This window comes from Acinetobacter geminorum (genome assembly GCF_013009345.1).
GTDB lineage: Bacteria > Pseudomonadota > Gammaproteobacteria > Pseudomonadales > Moraxellaceae > Acinetobacter > Acinetobacter geminorum.
Genome location: NZ_JABELE010000006.1, coordinates 83,472 through 98,143, shown reverse-complemented (window position 1 = coordinate 98,143; position 14,672 = coordinate 83,472). Strand labels below are relative to the sequence as shown.

15 protein-coding genes are annotated in these 14,672 nt (G+C 38.2%); 8 read left to right on the top strand and 7 right to left on the bottom strand.

The window, feature by feature from the left end:
- Positions 1–11: 11 nt before the first annotated feature.
- Positions 12–431 (bottom strand): hypothetical protein, encoded by a 420-nt coding sequence (locus HJG58_RS07310; RefSeq protein WP_014205905.1) that lies wholly within the window; start codon positions 429–431, stop codon positions 12–14.
- 289 nt (positions 432–720) lie between these two features.
- Between HJG58_RS07310 and HJG58_RS07305 the strand changes: the two genes are divergently transcribed.
- The 3 genes from HJG58_RS07305 to HJG58_RS07295 all read left to right on the top strand — a co-directional run bounded on the left by HJG58_RS07305 (position 721) and on the right by HJG58_RS07295 (position 3,162).
- Positions 721–948 carry a hypothetical protein gene (locus tag HJG58_RS07305; protein ID WP_170248411.1) on the top strand — a complete coding sequence of 76 codons (228 nt, stop codon included), beginning with the start codon at positions 721–723 and terminating at the stop codon, positions 946–948.
- 231 nt (positions 949–1,179) lie between these two features.
- Positions 1,180–2,862 (top strand): mechanosensitive ion channel, encoded by a 1,683-nt coding sequence (locus HJG58_RS07300; protein ID WP_170248410.1) that lies wholly within the window; start codon positions 1,180–1,182, stop codon positions 2,860–2,862.
- Between the two features lie 129 nt (positions 2,863–2,991).
- Positions 2,992–3,162, top strand: coding sequence for a hypothetical protein (locus tag HJG58_RS07295; protein ID WP_002120038.1), 171 nt, complete (start codon positions 2,992–2,994; stop codon positions 3,160–3,162).
- Positions 3,163–3,174: 12 nt separating this feature from the next.
- Here the strand turns inward: HJG58_RS07295 and HJG58_RS07290 are convergent, their stop codons facing one another.
- The 5 genes from HJG58_RS07290 to HJG58_RS07270 form a co-directional block, all read right to left on the bottom strand.
- Complete coding sequence (locus HJG58_RS07290; protein WP_170248409.1) at positions 3,175–4,374, bottom strand: BaiN/RdsA family NAD(P)/FAD-dependent oxidoreductase; 1,200 nt, start codon at positions 4,372–4,374, stop codon at positions 3,175–3,177.
- Positions 4,375–4,495: 121 nt separating this feature from the next.
- Positions 4,496–5,374, bottom strand: coding sequence for a 1-aminocyclopropane-1-carboxylate deaminase/D-cysteine desulfhydrase (locus HJG58_RS07285; RefSeq protein WP_170248408.1), 879 nt, complete (start codon positions 5,372–5,374; stop codon positions 4,496–4,498).
- 65 nt (positions 5,375–5,439) lie between these two features.
- Entirely contained in the window at positions 5,440–6,549 is a 1,110-nt protein-coding gene (locus HJG58_RS07280; RefSeq protein ID WP_170248407.1) for an HlyD family secretion protein, read from the bottom strand.
- Positions 6,550–6,589: 40 nt separating this feature from the next.
- Positions 6,590–8,233: an MFS transporter gene (locus tag HJG58_RS07275; RefSeq protein ID WP_170248406.1), complete on the bottom strand. Its 1,644-nt coding sequence runs from the start codon at positions 8,231–8,233 to the stop codon at positions 6,590–6,592.
- Positions 8,230–8,799 (bottom strand): TetR/AcrR family transcriptional regulator, encoded by a 570-nt coding sequence (locus HJG58_RS07270; protein WP_170248405.1) that lies wholly within the window; start codon positions 8,797–8,799, stop codon positions 8,230–8,232. The genes HJG58_RS07275 and HJG58_RS07270 overlap by 4 nt, the downstream gene beginning before the upstream one ends.
- A 178-nt stretch (positions 8,800–8,977) precedes the next feature.
- Here HJG58_RS07270 and HJG58_RS07265 point away from each other — a divergent pair, with 178 nt between their 5' ends.
- From HJG58_RS07265 to HJG58_RS07255, 3 genes are all read left to right on the top strand, one after another.
- Positions 8,978–9,601 carry a LysE family translocator gene (locus tag HJG58_RS07265; protein WP_002120398.1) on the top strand — a complete coding sequence of 208 codons (624 nt, stop codon included), beginning with the start codon at positions 8,978–8,980 and terminating at the stop codon, positions 9,599–9,601.
- 163 nt (positions 9,602–9,764) lie between these two features.
- Positions 9,765–9,953 (top strand): NF038215 family lipoprotein, encoded by a 189-nt coding sequence (locus HJG58_RS07260; RefSeq protein ID WP_039756269.1) that lies wholly within the window; start codon positions 9,765–9,767, stop codon positions 9,951–9,953.
- Positions 9,934–10,269 carry an EF-hand domain-containing protein gene (locus HJG58_RS07255; RefSeq protein ID WP_032004288.1) on the top strand — a complete coding sequence of 112 codons (336 nt, stop codon included), beginning with the start codon at positions 9,934–9,936 and terminating at the stop codon, positions 10,267–10,269. Before HJG58_RS07260 ends, HJG58_RS07255 begins: the two co-directional genes overlap by 20 nt.
- 83 nt (positions 10,270–10,352) lie before the next feature.
- Here HJG58_RS07255 and metG read toward each other — a convergent pair whose 3' ends face one another.
- Positions 10,353–12,419 (bottom strand): methionine--tRNA ligase, encoded by a 2,067-nt coding sequence (metG, locus tag HJG58_RS07250; protein ID WP_170248478.1) that lies wholly within the window; start codon positions 12,417–12,419, stop codon positions 10,353–10,355.
- Between the two features lie 283 nt (positions 12,420–12,702).
- On the opposite strand from metG, the gene HJG58_RS07245 reads away from it, so the two are divergent.
- Entirely contained in the window at positions 12,703–13,203 is a 501-nt protein-coding gene (locus HJG58_RS07245) for a hypothetical protein (RefSeq protein WP_170248404.1), read from the top strand.
- A gap of 145 nt (positions 13,204–13,348) precedes the next feature.
- Entirely contained in the window at positions 13,349–14,539 is a 1,191-nt protein-coding gene (gene apbC / locus HJG58_RS07240) for an iron-sulfur cluster carrier protein ApbC (protein ID WP_170248403.1), read from the top strand.
- Positions 14,540–14,672: the final 133 nt, after the last annotated feature.

The following is a 14,672-nucleotide window of genomic DNA, read 5'->3' as shown; positions in this document are numbered from 1 at the left end:
GGATATGTTTATTAGTGGACAAACATATCCATAAATTCGCGAATTTCTGAAATTGCGCTATCTACATCGGTTGAAAGCCAAGTTGGTTCAAAAAGACCTGCATAATGTTCCAAACGATCTTGTGGAACGACTAAGCGAACAGGACAGTCTTCTTCTAGTAAGCGCCAAGGTAAAATCGGAACATCATTGTCCAGAAAAATGTTGATATTACGAATATCAACAATCATGGCATTAATGCAGTCAGGAAATGGCATGACGGAAAATTCTTCAGTACGACGACGAAAATACTCTAAATCACCCCATTTGAGTTCATAACTTGGCTTATTAAATTCAATAATACCAATGAGATGTTCGTCTCTCGTCTGATGTATATAACATTGATGTGTGACGTCAGTGTCGAGATCAAGTGTTACGTTTTGCTGACGATACATCATAAAATAGAGCAGCTTTAAAACAAGGGGGCTTATTATAGCCTATTTTATAAAAAGTAAGCGCTAAAACATATTGTATTACAAATAGAACATTAAAGAAGCTCGAGCATAACTCGTCATTATTTTTAAATGGCTAAATATTTTTGCCTAAATTTTATACTATTTTTATTATTTTAAAAGTAGAGTTTTGCAATCACAGACACCTTCGCATAATGCTTTTTCACACAATGCAACAAAGCAAATTGCTATGATGAGTATAAGTTAATGATAATAGAAGAGGGGAAAGAAGATGCATGATTTTTCAAAACCACCTCATGTGACGAGTCCTGAAGAAACTGCGAAAAAAAGAAGATTGCCAGTTTATATCTTAATTATTGTTGGGCTTTTTCTTCTTGCCCTTGTAGTTTATATGATAGCTGATCATAGCAACGTGCCTAAACAAGAAGGAGCTATGCAACATGAGCCTGTGCCACATGTCATTTCAAATGCCTCTAATTTAAAGACCTATATAGGTTAAAACGAGGTAATAATTTAACCAGTATATCTTGATATCAAGCCTTTAGGTGAAGACCTGAAGGCTTTTTTGCAACCTTTTGCATCAATTTGTTGTATTTATGCAGAAGTGTGTTGATTAGAAAATATTCAAAACATAATGTGAGATAGACCGCATTCATCGTCATTTTTTACAACGAATGGTGTTTCCTAGAGATAACACTGAAAAGAACAGAACAATTGAGGACATAACAATATGAATGAATTTTTTGATGGGCCTCGCGGCGCTCAATTTGATGCAATGTATTACTGGGATCAGTTTCATCCAATTCTGGCTGCAATAGTGATCTTATTAGTGGGTTGGATAATTGCTTTATTAGTAGCGGCAGGTGTGAAAAAGCTTCTACAAAAAGTAAATACCAATGCCAAACTATCTTCAGCCACTGGTCGAGCCCCAAATATAGAAGGCCTGATTTCAAAAGTCATATTCTGGTTTATTTTAATCTTAGCGGTTGTCGCAGCTCTTAATGTACTTAACATTAGTGGAGTAAGTGGCCCGTTCAGCAATATGGTGAATCAGGTACTCGTCTATATTCCAAATATTATTGCTGCTGTGGTGGTGGGTTTTATTGGTTGGATCGTTGCTCGACTGGTGCGAGCAGGGGTTACCAATGTTTTATCCAGAACCCAACTTGACGATAAGCTCAGTACAGAAGTTGGTGTAGGTGGAATTAGCCAAAATATCGGTGAGATTCTTTACTGGCTTGTATTGTTACTTTTCCTTCCAATTGTTCTTTCAATATTAGGATTAACAGGCTTACTGATTCCAGTTCAGAATATGGTAAATGAAGCAGTAGCCTTCTTACCTAATATCTTTATTGCTGGCGTTATCGTTTTTGTTGGTTATATCTTGGCAAAAATTGTACGCGGTATTGTTGAAGGTTTAGTAAATAGCTTAGGTGTTCAGGCTCAAGCTGAAAAAATTGGTCTTTTTAAGAGTTCTAACGTAGGCAAATTCTTAGGTTCATTTGTTTTCGCAATCATCATTATTACAACATTGATTGTAGCGTTTGAAGCTTTAGGCATTGAGACAATTTCTCAGCCAGCAACAGCAATGCTTAATGAAATCTTGCAGGCGATTCCAAACATTATTGCTGCTGGTTTAATTCTACTGGTTGCTTATATTGTTTCTCGTTTTGTTGGCCGCTTAGTTGCTGAATTAATTGCAGGTACAGGTGTTGATGAAATTCCTGCAAAGTTAGATGTACAACGCTTTTTAGGTCAAACTAAAGTTTCTAATGCAGTTGGCTGGCTAATTGTATTCTTTACTATGCTATTTGCAGTTTCTGAAGCTGCGGATCGTCTTGGTTTCGATCAAATTAGTGGTCTAATCGCAATGTTTATCCATTTCGGTGCAAACATTCTATTGGGCGCTGTAATCTTGGTTATTGGTTTCTGGCTTGCCAATGTTGTGGCGAACGTGGTTCAACGTGGCGAATATAATAGCTCGCGTTGGTTAGGTAGTTTAGTTCGTGTGTTAATTATTGGTCTCGTACTTGCACTTGGTTTAAGAGCGATGGGTATTGCAGATTCAATCGTTAATCTTGCATTTGGTTTGACTCTAGGCGCAGTTGCAGTTGCTTTCGCTCTTGCATTTGGTTTAGGTGGTCGCCAACCAGCAGAAAGACTGTTGAGTGATTTGTTAGATAAAGCTAAAAAAGAAGCGAATGAACCAAATCCTCTGTACCAACCACCTTCTACTACGGCTAGTCCATCTGCGACTACTAGTTCGTCAACATCTACAGTTGCACCAACGACTACAACGTCACCGTCAACAGTTTCATCTGATGCGAAACCTGCTGATTCTGCACAAGTAAATCCAACAGAACCACCAGTAAACAAGCCGTTTGGATCTACTGGAGAAAATGACGAAATTTAGTAAGTAAAACTAATTTTCAGATAAACCGTACAAAAAATCTTTGATTTTTGTGATAAGTTCGACCACTCTATATTGAGTGGTCGAACTTTTTTTGGGCCATTATAAAAAGAAATAAGTGAGGAAAATACGATGAAGAAACCAGGTCGTTTTTTAGCACCGATTGTCATTGCGGGAATTACCGTAGGTTTTTTAGCAAGTGCTTATAAGTTTGTATTTAACAAATCTAATTCATCAAAACAGGCAACAACTCATACGCGTAATTCTGAAAAATCGTCAAATGATTCGAAAGCGTCAAATTAGCTTATTCATCATTTAAACGTATTGTGCTGCTGCATAAGCGGAAGACCAAGCCCATTGGAAGTTATAGCCTCCTAAATGGCCAGTTACATCAAGTACTTCGCCAATAAAAAACAATCCTTTTTGCTTTTTACTTTCCATGGTTTTGGAAGATACTTCGGTTGTATCAATTCCACCTAAAGTAACTTCGGCAGTACGATATCCTTCTGTACCTGATGGTTTGACAGTAAAGCCGTGTAACTGTTCGGCAATATGATCTAGCTGTACATCACTGATATTACCAATCGCTGTTTCGCTCTGCTCTGACCATATAAGTTGTTGTAGCTCTTGGATAATACTTTTCGCAGTAAACTCACTAAGAAGGGTGCGTAATAGAACTTTAGGTTGTGCTTTCTTTTTATCTTTTAAATAAGTTGCTAAATCTTGGCTTGGGAAAAAGTTAATTTTAAAACTTTCACCAGTATTCCAATAGTTTGAAAGCTGTAGGGAACTTGGTCCACTCAAGCCGCGATGCGTAAACAATAATGCTTCAGTAAAACTATTTTTCGAGTTACTTAGAGTCACATCTAAAGCATTGCCACTTAGGCGTGTAGTGACTTCTTTAATATGATCTGAAAAGGTAAATGGGACTAACCCTGCACGAGTTGGTAAAACCTGATGTCCAAACTTTTGTGCCAGTTCATAGCCAAATCCAGAACCACCCAAAGTTGGAATGGATAAACCACCTGTAGCAACCACTAATGACTCACAGCTAAATCGGCCTTGATTTGTGTGTACAGTAAAACCGCCTTTTTCTAATGGATCAATTTGTACAGCTTCACATTGAGTTTGGATATTAACGTTATTAGTTTTATCACATTCACTCACTAGCATCTCTAAAATTTCTTTAGCGCCGTTTAGCGTGAATAATTGCCCGTGTTTTCGTTCTTCATAGGCAATGCCATAATCACATACCAGTCCAATAAAGTCCCAGTTGCTATAACGTGATAGAGCAGAAATGACGAAGTGTGGATTATGAGAAATATAGTTGTCAGGCTCTATATATAGGTTGGTAAAGTTACACTTACCTCCACCTGACATTAAAATCTTTTTACCAATTTTATTGGCTTTTTCTAAAATTAAAACCGAGCGTCCGCGTTTAGCAGCATGTGCAGCCAACATGAGTCCAGAAGCACCTGCACCTAAGACAATGACATCAACATGACTGTTAGACATAAGAGATTCTCGATTAATCGTGAAAATTTAAAAAGGGGCATATACTACCATGCCGAGCCTTAGTCATGCTAAAGACATTTACCACGGTAGTGAACAATACGACCTAAAAGATAGTCAGTTATTAATGTGATTTATTTCTTATATCTGCCTGTAAACCACCAGAATGAATTGCCAGAATGCGAGTTCCTTCAGGAAAGTAATTATTCTTTATAAGATCAAACAGACCGAACATCATCTTTCCCGTATAGATCGGTTCAAGTGGTACGGTATGTTGCTCTTCAAAATTTTCTATAAATGCCAATAAATCAGGTGAAGTTTTCGCATATCCGCCACAGCAGTATGAATCTGTCAGCGACCAATTCTGTTTTTTGGTCCATTGCTGAATATCTTGTTGTAGAAAGTTGCCTTTTAATGCTGAAAATCCTAAGACTTTCTGATCGGCTGAACTCCTTTCAATAAGACCCGAAATCGTTCCACCCGTTCCAACTGCACAGCAAATCACATCATATTGATTTAAATCGCTTTGGCTGAGAATTTCCTGACAACCTTGAACAGCCAATTCATTGGTTCCGCCTTCGGGAATAATGAAAGTTTTAGGAAATTGATGATCTAATTGTTGAAGATAGTTTGCATCATCTCGTAAGCGATATTCATTGCGTGAGACAAAAAGTAGATGCATTCCTAAGCTTTGAGCTTTTGCTAGGGTTGGATTCAGAGGTTTGTCAGCTAACTCTTCACCACGAATAATTCCTATACTTTTTAAGCCAAAAAGATGAGCGGCATAGGCAGTCGCGGCAATATGGTTGGAATAAGCGCCACCAAAAGTCAAAATGCTCGATAAACCTTGTTGTTTTGCGGCAAGCAAATTGTATTTTAATTTATAAAACTTATTGCCCGAAATTTGAGGATGAACTAAATCTAAACGCTTAATGTCGAGATGAACTAAAGAGGGGAGTTCAATGTGCTGATAGGAAACAGGTTGGGCAATGTGATCAAACATTAGAAATTGAGAAAAATAATGATTGATCACATTGTAGCTTTTTAAATAGAGCTTTAAAAAGCTGTTTACGAATTTGTATCGACAGAAGTAATTACTGACATGCCAGGGCGTAAGTGTTCCATTCCTTCCTGATTTGGATCAATGGTAATGCGTACGGCAATTCTTTGAACCACTTTGGTAAAGTTTCCTGTTGCATTGTCAGGTTTTAACACACTGAACTCAGAACCCGCAGCAGGCGAAATCTGTTCAACATGTCCTGTAAATTTTTTATGTTTCATGGCATCGACTGTGAACCATGCTTTCTGGCCAATTCGCATATTGGCAATTTGGGTTTCTTTAAAGTTGGCAATCACCCAAGTTTGTTGTGGAATCAGATAGAGTAATTGTGACCCTGCTGCCACGTATTGCCCAACACGAGGGTTCACCTCGCCAAGTTGCCCATCCATTGGAGCAACAATAACGCTATAGTCTTTGGTAGTTTGTGCCTGATCTAGTTGTGCTTTAGCACTGGAAACTTGTGCTTCTAAACCTGCTTCTGCCACTTGTGCTGTTTTAAGTGCTTCTTTGGCAACTAGAACATTGGCTTCTGCCTGCTTCAGTGCTGCAAGGTTATTTTCAGCATCTGCTGCGGCTTTATCTTGCTCAGCTTTAGAAGCTGCTCCACTATTTCCTAACTGTTGATAGCGTCTAAGCTGTGCTAAAGAAAGTTCATATTGAGCTTTAACTTGTTCAACTTTTGCTTGTGCAGCCACAATATCAGCTTGTTTTTGAGCAATAGACTGAGTTTGATTGGCTAAAGTATTTTTAGCTTGTTCAACTCCAGAAGCTGCTTGAGCTACTTTTTGGTCGTAAGTAGTTGCATCGATATGCATTAACACTTGGCCCTTTTTTACGTGGTCAAAGTCCTTAACTAATACATCTTTCACGTAGCCATTTATTTGTGACGATAAAATCGTTGTTTTACCTTTAACATAACTATTGTCAGTTTGCTGAACATTCGTTGCGAAAGGTCCGATTCTCCATGCCCATAAAATTACTAAAATACCGATAATAAGAACACCTAACATCCAGAATAGAGTTGAGCGTTTTGTGGGAATTAGTTTACTTGCAGGTGCAGGCTCGTTGGCAGGTGCCTGAACAGGCGTTTGGTCCGGTTTATTTTGATCATCTGACATATATTAATCTCAATTTCTATTTCACCAAAAACGAAAGCCATTAAGGACGGCTAATTCCTCTACGCTGTAGATATTTACTACGTGCAATATTAAATCCCCCCCACAAGAGTAAGGCGACGGCAAAAATACCGTTTAATGCAATCACATCATTGTAGGCACGTACTTGGGCTTCACGAGTGACCACTTGATTAAGTGAACGCATGGATTGAGCTGTTTGTAATGCTGGGTCATTTGTTGTGATGGCTGCACTACGCTGATAGGTAGAAAGCCTTTGAGCAACCAACGGGTCGGCTTGTTCTAAATCTTTTATGATCTCGACTTGATAGTTTTGAGTGCGGTGTTGTTGATAGGTCGAGAAGAATGAAGACCCGACAAGACCACCGAAGGTTTGGGTTGCAGAGAACAAGACAATAAAAGTCACTACATAGGAAGGACCTTTTGCTAAAGTTTGTGCAAAGCCAATAAGCAGTAACGGCCCAATAAATAATCCCCCTGCGAAACCGACTAAGAACTGACTTGCAAAGAAGTTCATAGGTCGAACATCACTAGTTAAGTGATAATCTAGACCACAAGCGACCAGAATTAAAAATTCTGCAAAAAGTAAGTGGAAGATAATTCGTTCGCGTGAGAAAGTTAGAGCACTAAATAGTGTTCCGCTTAAAATCCCCACCAATATGACAACATAGAGTGGAACAAACTGATCAGGCCCCATTCCCATAGTTTTTAGGAAATTAACAGCTGCATAGCTTTGTTCTGACATTAAAAGACGAATGGCAAAGGCACCAAAAATGAAGCGTAGGGTCGAAGCGGCACCCAACCAGCGTGTCATAATTAATGGATTGGCGCGATAGTGCTCATAGAGCAAACCCAAAACAACTAAGCTAAAACCTGCAATTAAGACGTAAGCAAGCCATTCACTATTAAACCACCAGAGAATTGGGCCTTGCGTGAGCACAATACATAAACAGGCAAAACCTGGGGCCAATAAGGCAAAGGTAAAGAAATCTTGCTTCTCAAAAACATAAATTCTTAAGCTACGTGGTAATTTCAATGAAACAACCATGGCTAAACAACAAAGTGCTAAGCCGAGCTCAAACGTATATAGAACAGACCAACTGTCTGTATTTACAAGAAATGGAGAAATAATCCAGGCGAGGGGAACACCTAATTGCTGAAAACCAAACGCAATATATATTCCTTTTGCCATATCTGCTTTTTTAAAAGCTTGCATGGTGTAATACATACCTAGTGAGCTTAATGGCGCACCAGCTAAACCAGCTACAACCCGCGCAAATAGGGCCATTTCATAGGTATGTACAAAAATATGCAAAACAAGAACCGCAATAAAAATCACTAGCCCTATTTCTGAAAATACTCTCAAGCCATACTGTTGACGGGCCTTAAATAAAATTAAGTTTGAGCTGACATTTGCCATGACATATGCAGCAGGTAGCCAAGCAGCTTCGGAAGGGGTTAGTCCATACTCACCTTGAATTAAAGGTAAATTTGCCGTAATAAAACCATTACTTAAGCTTGCCGAAAGAGCGATAAATAAACCAATAAAAAAGTAAATAAATCGTTTAGGTACAGAGTGAGCAATAGCTGCTGGTGAACCAGGTAGAGTCGGTTGCTCTTCTGGCGTCCAGTCGGGTGGTGTTTCCAAATAACGAGGCGTTTTACTCATTCTATCCCTCGAATTTTTTGTATTTGAATACCATGAAATAGTAATTCAATTGCTCGTTTTGCTAAGCGAGTCTGTTCTTCTGGCTCATGTCCTTGAAATGAAGAACCTAACATTGCAGTGACCATTGCATAGTCATTGGCAGTGAAATCAGCTCGGCACAGTTTTTGTTCTATCGCATTTTCAATCAGTGGGTTAAGTGCATTATTTCGCCGTTCATAAATTTTTAACATAATTGGATCTTGTCGATCAATTACTCTCCAAAAATCTTGCAAAATTGCAAGTTTAGGAAGTTGTGCAATATGTCCCTCAATCAAACGAAATAAACCATCCTCGAATTGTTGAAAATGAGCAGCTTTTTGCTCTAGCTGTGTAATCGCACGTTCTAAAAGCGCACTAATTAAAGCTTTGCGGTCGCAAAAGTTACGGTAGAACGTTGCTCTGCCTACATCAGCATGGTCAATCACAACTTGTAAGGGGACATTAATGCCATGAATACGAAAACATTCTTCGGCTGCATTGAGTAATTCATCTCGATTATGAGCAGCAATTTTTTGACGTTTACTCATATCATCGGTTGGGGAGTTCTAAAGGTTATATATTTAACGGACATTTTTGTCCGTTTTGAAGATATAAATTGTAAAAACATGAAAATTCAATTTTTATCATATAAATTTTCTGCATTTTTATATGCGTCATAAAAAGCTGTTAGAATACCGCGCAATTGCGTGATGCTAGGTCAATACAATGTTTGAGTCCCTTATTCCTCTTTTTTCAATTGCGATGGCATTGATGCTTGGAGCAATAAGCCCTGGGCCAAGCTTTATTTATGTAGCGCAAAATTCAATTTCTAAATCACGTAAACACGGTTTGTTTACAGCATTGGGAACAGGGACGGGCGCAGCGCTTTTTGGGCTATTAGCTGTTATGGGATTACAAGCAGTTTTATTAGCAGTACCTTCTGCTTATTTAATTTTAAAAATTGGCGGTGGGCTATATTTGCTTTGGCTGGCTTTTAAAATTATTAAACATGCCAAAGAACCAATTGCCATGGAGAATGATGGCAAATCAAAAATGACCTATAAACAAGCATATCGTTATGGCCTTATTACGCAGTTAAGTAACCCGAAAATTGCAGTCGTACTAGCAAGTGTGTTTACTGCTTTGCTGCCAAAAGAAATCCCAAATTATTACTATGTCGCATTGCCAGTGATTTGTTTTATGATTGATGCTGGTTGGTATTCATGTGTTGCGATGCTGTTATCTTCAGAGAAGCCTCGAAAAATGTACTTAAAAGCAAAAACAGGGGTGGATCGAGTTGCTGGAAGTATTGTGACTTTATTGGGTTTAAAATTAATTTTCTTCAAATGATTATTCTTTAATTAAAATATCTACAAAATCCAAAGCCAGCTACTTATAGTCTGGCTTTATTTTTTGCGTAAAATACATACAAATTGAAATATCTTTTTTAGCACTTAAATACTTTAAAAGTGGTAACTTAATAAATAAAACAAAAAGAAATGAGGAGCACGTTATGAAAAAACTAATGGTGAGCATTTCTGTAGTTTTTCTCATCTTAACTACAGGATGTGAGATGAGAACGACGAGTAAACAACAATCAGCAAATGAGCGGACCATGAGTATTGTGGGTACTCCGGTTCATGAAAAGGATTATAAAATTTCCGATATACAAGTGAATAATCATGAGCAATCTAACTATTAGGTTACTTGCTGGATGTGCAACTTACTGTGTTTTGAATATGGTAAGTGCATGTGAGCCTGCTTCTTTAGATTGGGAGCTTTTTCAGGAAAAATATGATTTAAATCATGATGGCATGTATAGCCAAAAAGAATTTCAACGGGTTGAAGACTTTTATCCTTATAACTGGCCGAGTGATAAGCGTTTTCAAGGTGAAAACAAGCAGACAGAGCTATTTCATTATTTAGATGAAAATAAGAATGGCTATTTAACAAATGAAGAGTTGGGAAATATACACGTTTTATTTAATAACCCTTGCGAAGGGTGGCCGTGGTCCTAATTTAAATTTTCGTATCTATATTACTTTAAAATTTGTAGTTAAAAAAAAGCTCCCAATTTAGGGAGCTTTTTTTTAACTACAAATTAAGAAACCTTATCGCCTGGTTTTGCACCGCTATCTGGAGAAATAATGAAAATACCTTCACCATTTCCAGCAGCAAGTACCATTCCGTTTGAAATACCAAAACGCATTTTACGTGGTGCAAGGTTCGCCACCATAACAACCAATTTACCTTTTAGGTCCTCTGGCGCGTATTGGCTACGAATGCCACTAAATACATTACGTGGTTCAGCTTCACCAACGTCTAACGTCAGTTGAAGCAACTTATCTGAACCTTCAACAGTGCCTGCTTCAAGTACTTGAGCAACACGTAAATCAACCTTTAAGAAATCTTCAATACCGATAATTTCAGCTTCACCAACTGCTGGAGTAGGCGCTGCTTTTTTCTCGGCAGATTTCTCTTTTTTTGCTGCCGCTTTTGTTGCTTCTGGAGCAGGAGCACCTAAAGACTCTTTAGAAGCATCAACCATAGCTGCAACAGCTTTTGGATCAACACGCTGCATAAGCGGTTGGAACTGCGCAATCTCATGGCTTACAAGAATTTGTTTGCGTGACTCGAAATCGAAGCTTTCAAGTTTTAAGAAATCTTGAACTTGCTGAGCTAAAGTTGGTAAAACTGGAGCCAAGTACACCGCTAGTTGACGGAATAAGTTGATACCCACAGAACATACATCAAGAACTTGTTGCTCTTGACCTTCTTGTTTAGCAAGAGCCCAAGGTTTTTTCTCGTCAATATATTGGTTTGCACGATCAGCTAGCGCCATGATTTCACGAATAGCTGTAGAGAATTCACGTGCTTCATATGCAGCAGCGATTGAATCACCTGCATCAATAAAACTTTGTACCAGCTCAGATTCTGCACATTGAGCAGATAAAGTATTGTTAAAGCTGCTGTTAATGAATTTCGCACAACGGCTAGCAATATTAACGACTTTACCAACTAAGTCTGAATTTACTTTTTGAACAAAGTCATCAAGGTTCAAGTCAGAGTCTTCAACTTTATCTGAAAGTTTAGATGCAAAGTAGTAACGTAGATATTCTGGGTTTAGATGTTGTAAGTAAGTCTCGGCTTTAATGAAAGTACCACGAGACTTAGACATTTTTTGCCCATTTACAGTCAAGAAACCGTTTACAAACAAGCCTGTTGGGGTGCGATAGTTTGCACCTTCAAGCATTGCTGGCCAGAATAAAGCATGGAAGTAAACAATATCTTTACCAATAAAATGATAAACATCATTTTGGCTATCTTTTTTCCAGAAATCATCAAAGTTTAAATCTGGACGTTTAGCTTTGATATAGTTTTCAAAACTAGACATATAACCGATTGGGGCATCTACCCAAACATAGAAGTATTTATTTGGAGCATCGGGAATTTCGAAACCAAAGTATGGCGCGTCGCGAGAAATATCCCAATCTGCTAAACCAGCTTCAAACCATTCGTCTAACTTGTTGGCAATCGAAAGAGGTAAACGACCTTCATCGCGCGTCCATTTTTGTAAATATTCAGAGAAGTTTGGAAGCTTGAAGAAATAGTGATCTGATGATTTTTCAACTGGTGTTGCACCACTTAAAGTTGAACGTGGATTAAGTAACTCGGTTGCATTATAAGTTGTACCACACACTTCACATGAGTCGCCGTATTGATCTTCTGATTTACATTTTGGGCATGTACCTTTAATGAAACGGTCAGACAAGAACATCCCTTTTTCTGGGTCAAATAATTGAGTTACAGGACGAACTGCAATATTTCCAGCTTCACGGTTTTTAATATAAATATCTGTTGAACGTGCTTTGTTTGCATCGCTATGCGTTGAATCGTAATGATCGAAATGTACGCCAAAACCGTCAAAATCACGGATGTGTTCTTTTTGAACATTCGCAATTTGCTCTTCTGGGCTAATACCATTTGCTTCGGCACGTAGCATAATTGCTGTACCGTGAGCATCATCCGCACATACATAAGTCACATCATGACCCATTGCTCGCATGGCACGAACCCAGATATCTGCCTGGATGTAACCGAGTAAATGACCCATATGAATTGGACCATTAGCATAAGGGAGGGCATTAGTGACTAAAATTTTACGCACGGATTTCATTCTCTCATTCGTATTTATAAGGTGGAAGATTTTAACTGATGCAGGGAGATAAGCAAAGATTAATAATCTTCTGCTTGGCATAAGCGATTTCTATTAAAATGGATTTTGGCTAGAGGTGGTTTCCTTTAGAACAGATAAACATATCGAAAAATATTTGAATCTTCCTGTATTGTCTTTGTTTCAAATTGCAGTTACGGTCAGAAAATAAGCCATAACGATGTATAACTAATAACTTATTCAGGTAATTTTTTAATTAACTATGAGGATAACAACTATGACTACTGAAAATAAATTAGATGATTTAAAGGCAAAAGCGGCAGATGTAAAAGTACAAAGCGAAAAAGCTTTGGATGATTTAAAGGAAAATGTAAAAGAGAAGCAAGCTGCGGGTAAAGAAGCAATTGAAGATAAAGTAGACCAATTAAAGGCAAAAGCGGCCGATGCAAAAGTACAAGGCGAAAAAGCTTTGGATGATTTAAAGGAAAATGTAAAAGAGAAAGAAGCTGCTGGCAAAGACGCTGTTGAAGATAAAGCCAGTGATTTAAAAGGCAAACTTGAGGATGCTCAGCATAGTCTGCAAGATAAATTTGATCACTTGCGTACTGAAGCGGCACATAAACTTGATGATGCTAAAGCCAAAGCTGCAGAATTAAAGGAAGAGGCTGCTATAAAATTTGATGAGTTGAAAACTCAAGCAACAGCAAAGTTTGATGAGCTAAAGAAAACTGCAACTGATAAATTAAATAAATTAAAGAATCATGATTCTGCTGAATAAGCTGATTTAAACTAAAATCCGTACTCCTTACCTAAAAGATGAGATATGAAGTGAGTAATTATTCATCCTAAGGTGAGCGAGTGCGGAGCAATACTGTTACACTATCTCCATTAAGCTGTAATGATCTGTTTTTGGAGTAAACAATATGTCTTGGCTTTCTTCATTAAAGTCTGTTTTTTCACCGGCACAAGAAGTGAAAGAAGATGAAATCCAAACCGTACTCCAAAATTACTTACTACCACATTCAAAAGATGCATTAAAAGAGCGTATAAGTCAGCTCCAAGTTCAGGGACGAGTTTTACAACTCACCATTAATACTTTCCCAGACGAAAAAGAGCATTTGCAGCAAATTCATGATGATTTAGCTAGTGCATTAGAAAAGTGCGGTATTGAAGAACTTAATTTACACGTGGTTCAACAAAAGCGCCCTGCACAAGTAAGTTCGAATTTACCTCCTGTATTTGATGCTTCACCTAAATCAGAACCCGATCCAAATAATCCACCAATTCAAAAAGCAGCTCCGCAACAAAGAGATGTTCCGCTTCACCCTCGCATTAAGAATGTTATTTTAGTTTCATCTGGAAAGGGAGGCGTAGGTAAATCGACAACTACGGTCAATTTAGCGCTTGCCTTACAAAAAATGGGACTTAAGGTTGGGGTGTTAGATGCTGACATCTATGGACCAAGTATTCCGACAATGCTAGGTAATGCGGGCAAAACTCCACTTATTGAAAGTGAAAATTTTGTACCTTTAGATGCTTATGGTATGGCTGTGCTTTCTATTGGACATTTAACCGGTGATAACAACACACCTGTTGCATGGCGTGGACCAAAGGCAACGGGTGCTCTAATGCAATTGTTTAATCAAACACTTTGGCCTGATTTAGATGTACTCATGATTGATATGCCACCAGGTACTGGTGATATTCAGCTTACGCTTGCACAGCGTATTCCTGTTACAGGCTCAATCATTGTGACTACTCCACAAAATGTTGCCTTGCTTGATGCCACCAAAGGAATTGAGTTATTTAATAAAGTTGGTATTCCAGTATTAGGTGTCGTCGAAAACATGTCGACTCATATTTGTTCAAACTGTGGTCATGAAGAGCAAATTTTTGGTATTGGTGGTGGTGATAAGCTTTCCGAGCAATACCATATTCCATTGTTAGGTCGTTTGCCTCTAAATGCTCAAATACGTGAACATGCTGATCAGGGTAAACCGAGTGTTGTGGCAATGGATGATGCGGCTGATAGTTATATTGAGATTGCTAAATCAGTCTGGCAGCAGATTGAAAAAATCCCTCAGCGCACACGTGATGATAAGCGTATTTTCTAATTGATTAAAACCCGGCTTTAAGTCGGGTTTTTTATTGTCTGGTTAAAATAAAAATTTAAATTATTGAATCCAAATAACAAAGCTGAACTTGAAATTGGCATGTAGATTGCTACTTTACACTTTTTAAAAAGAA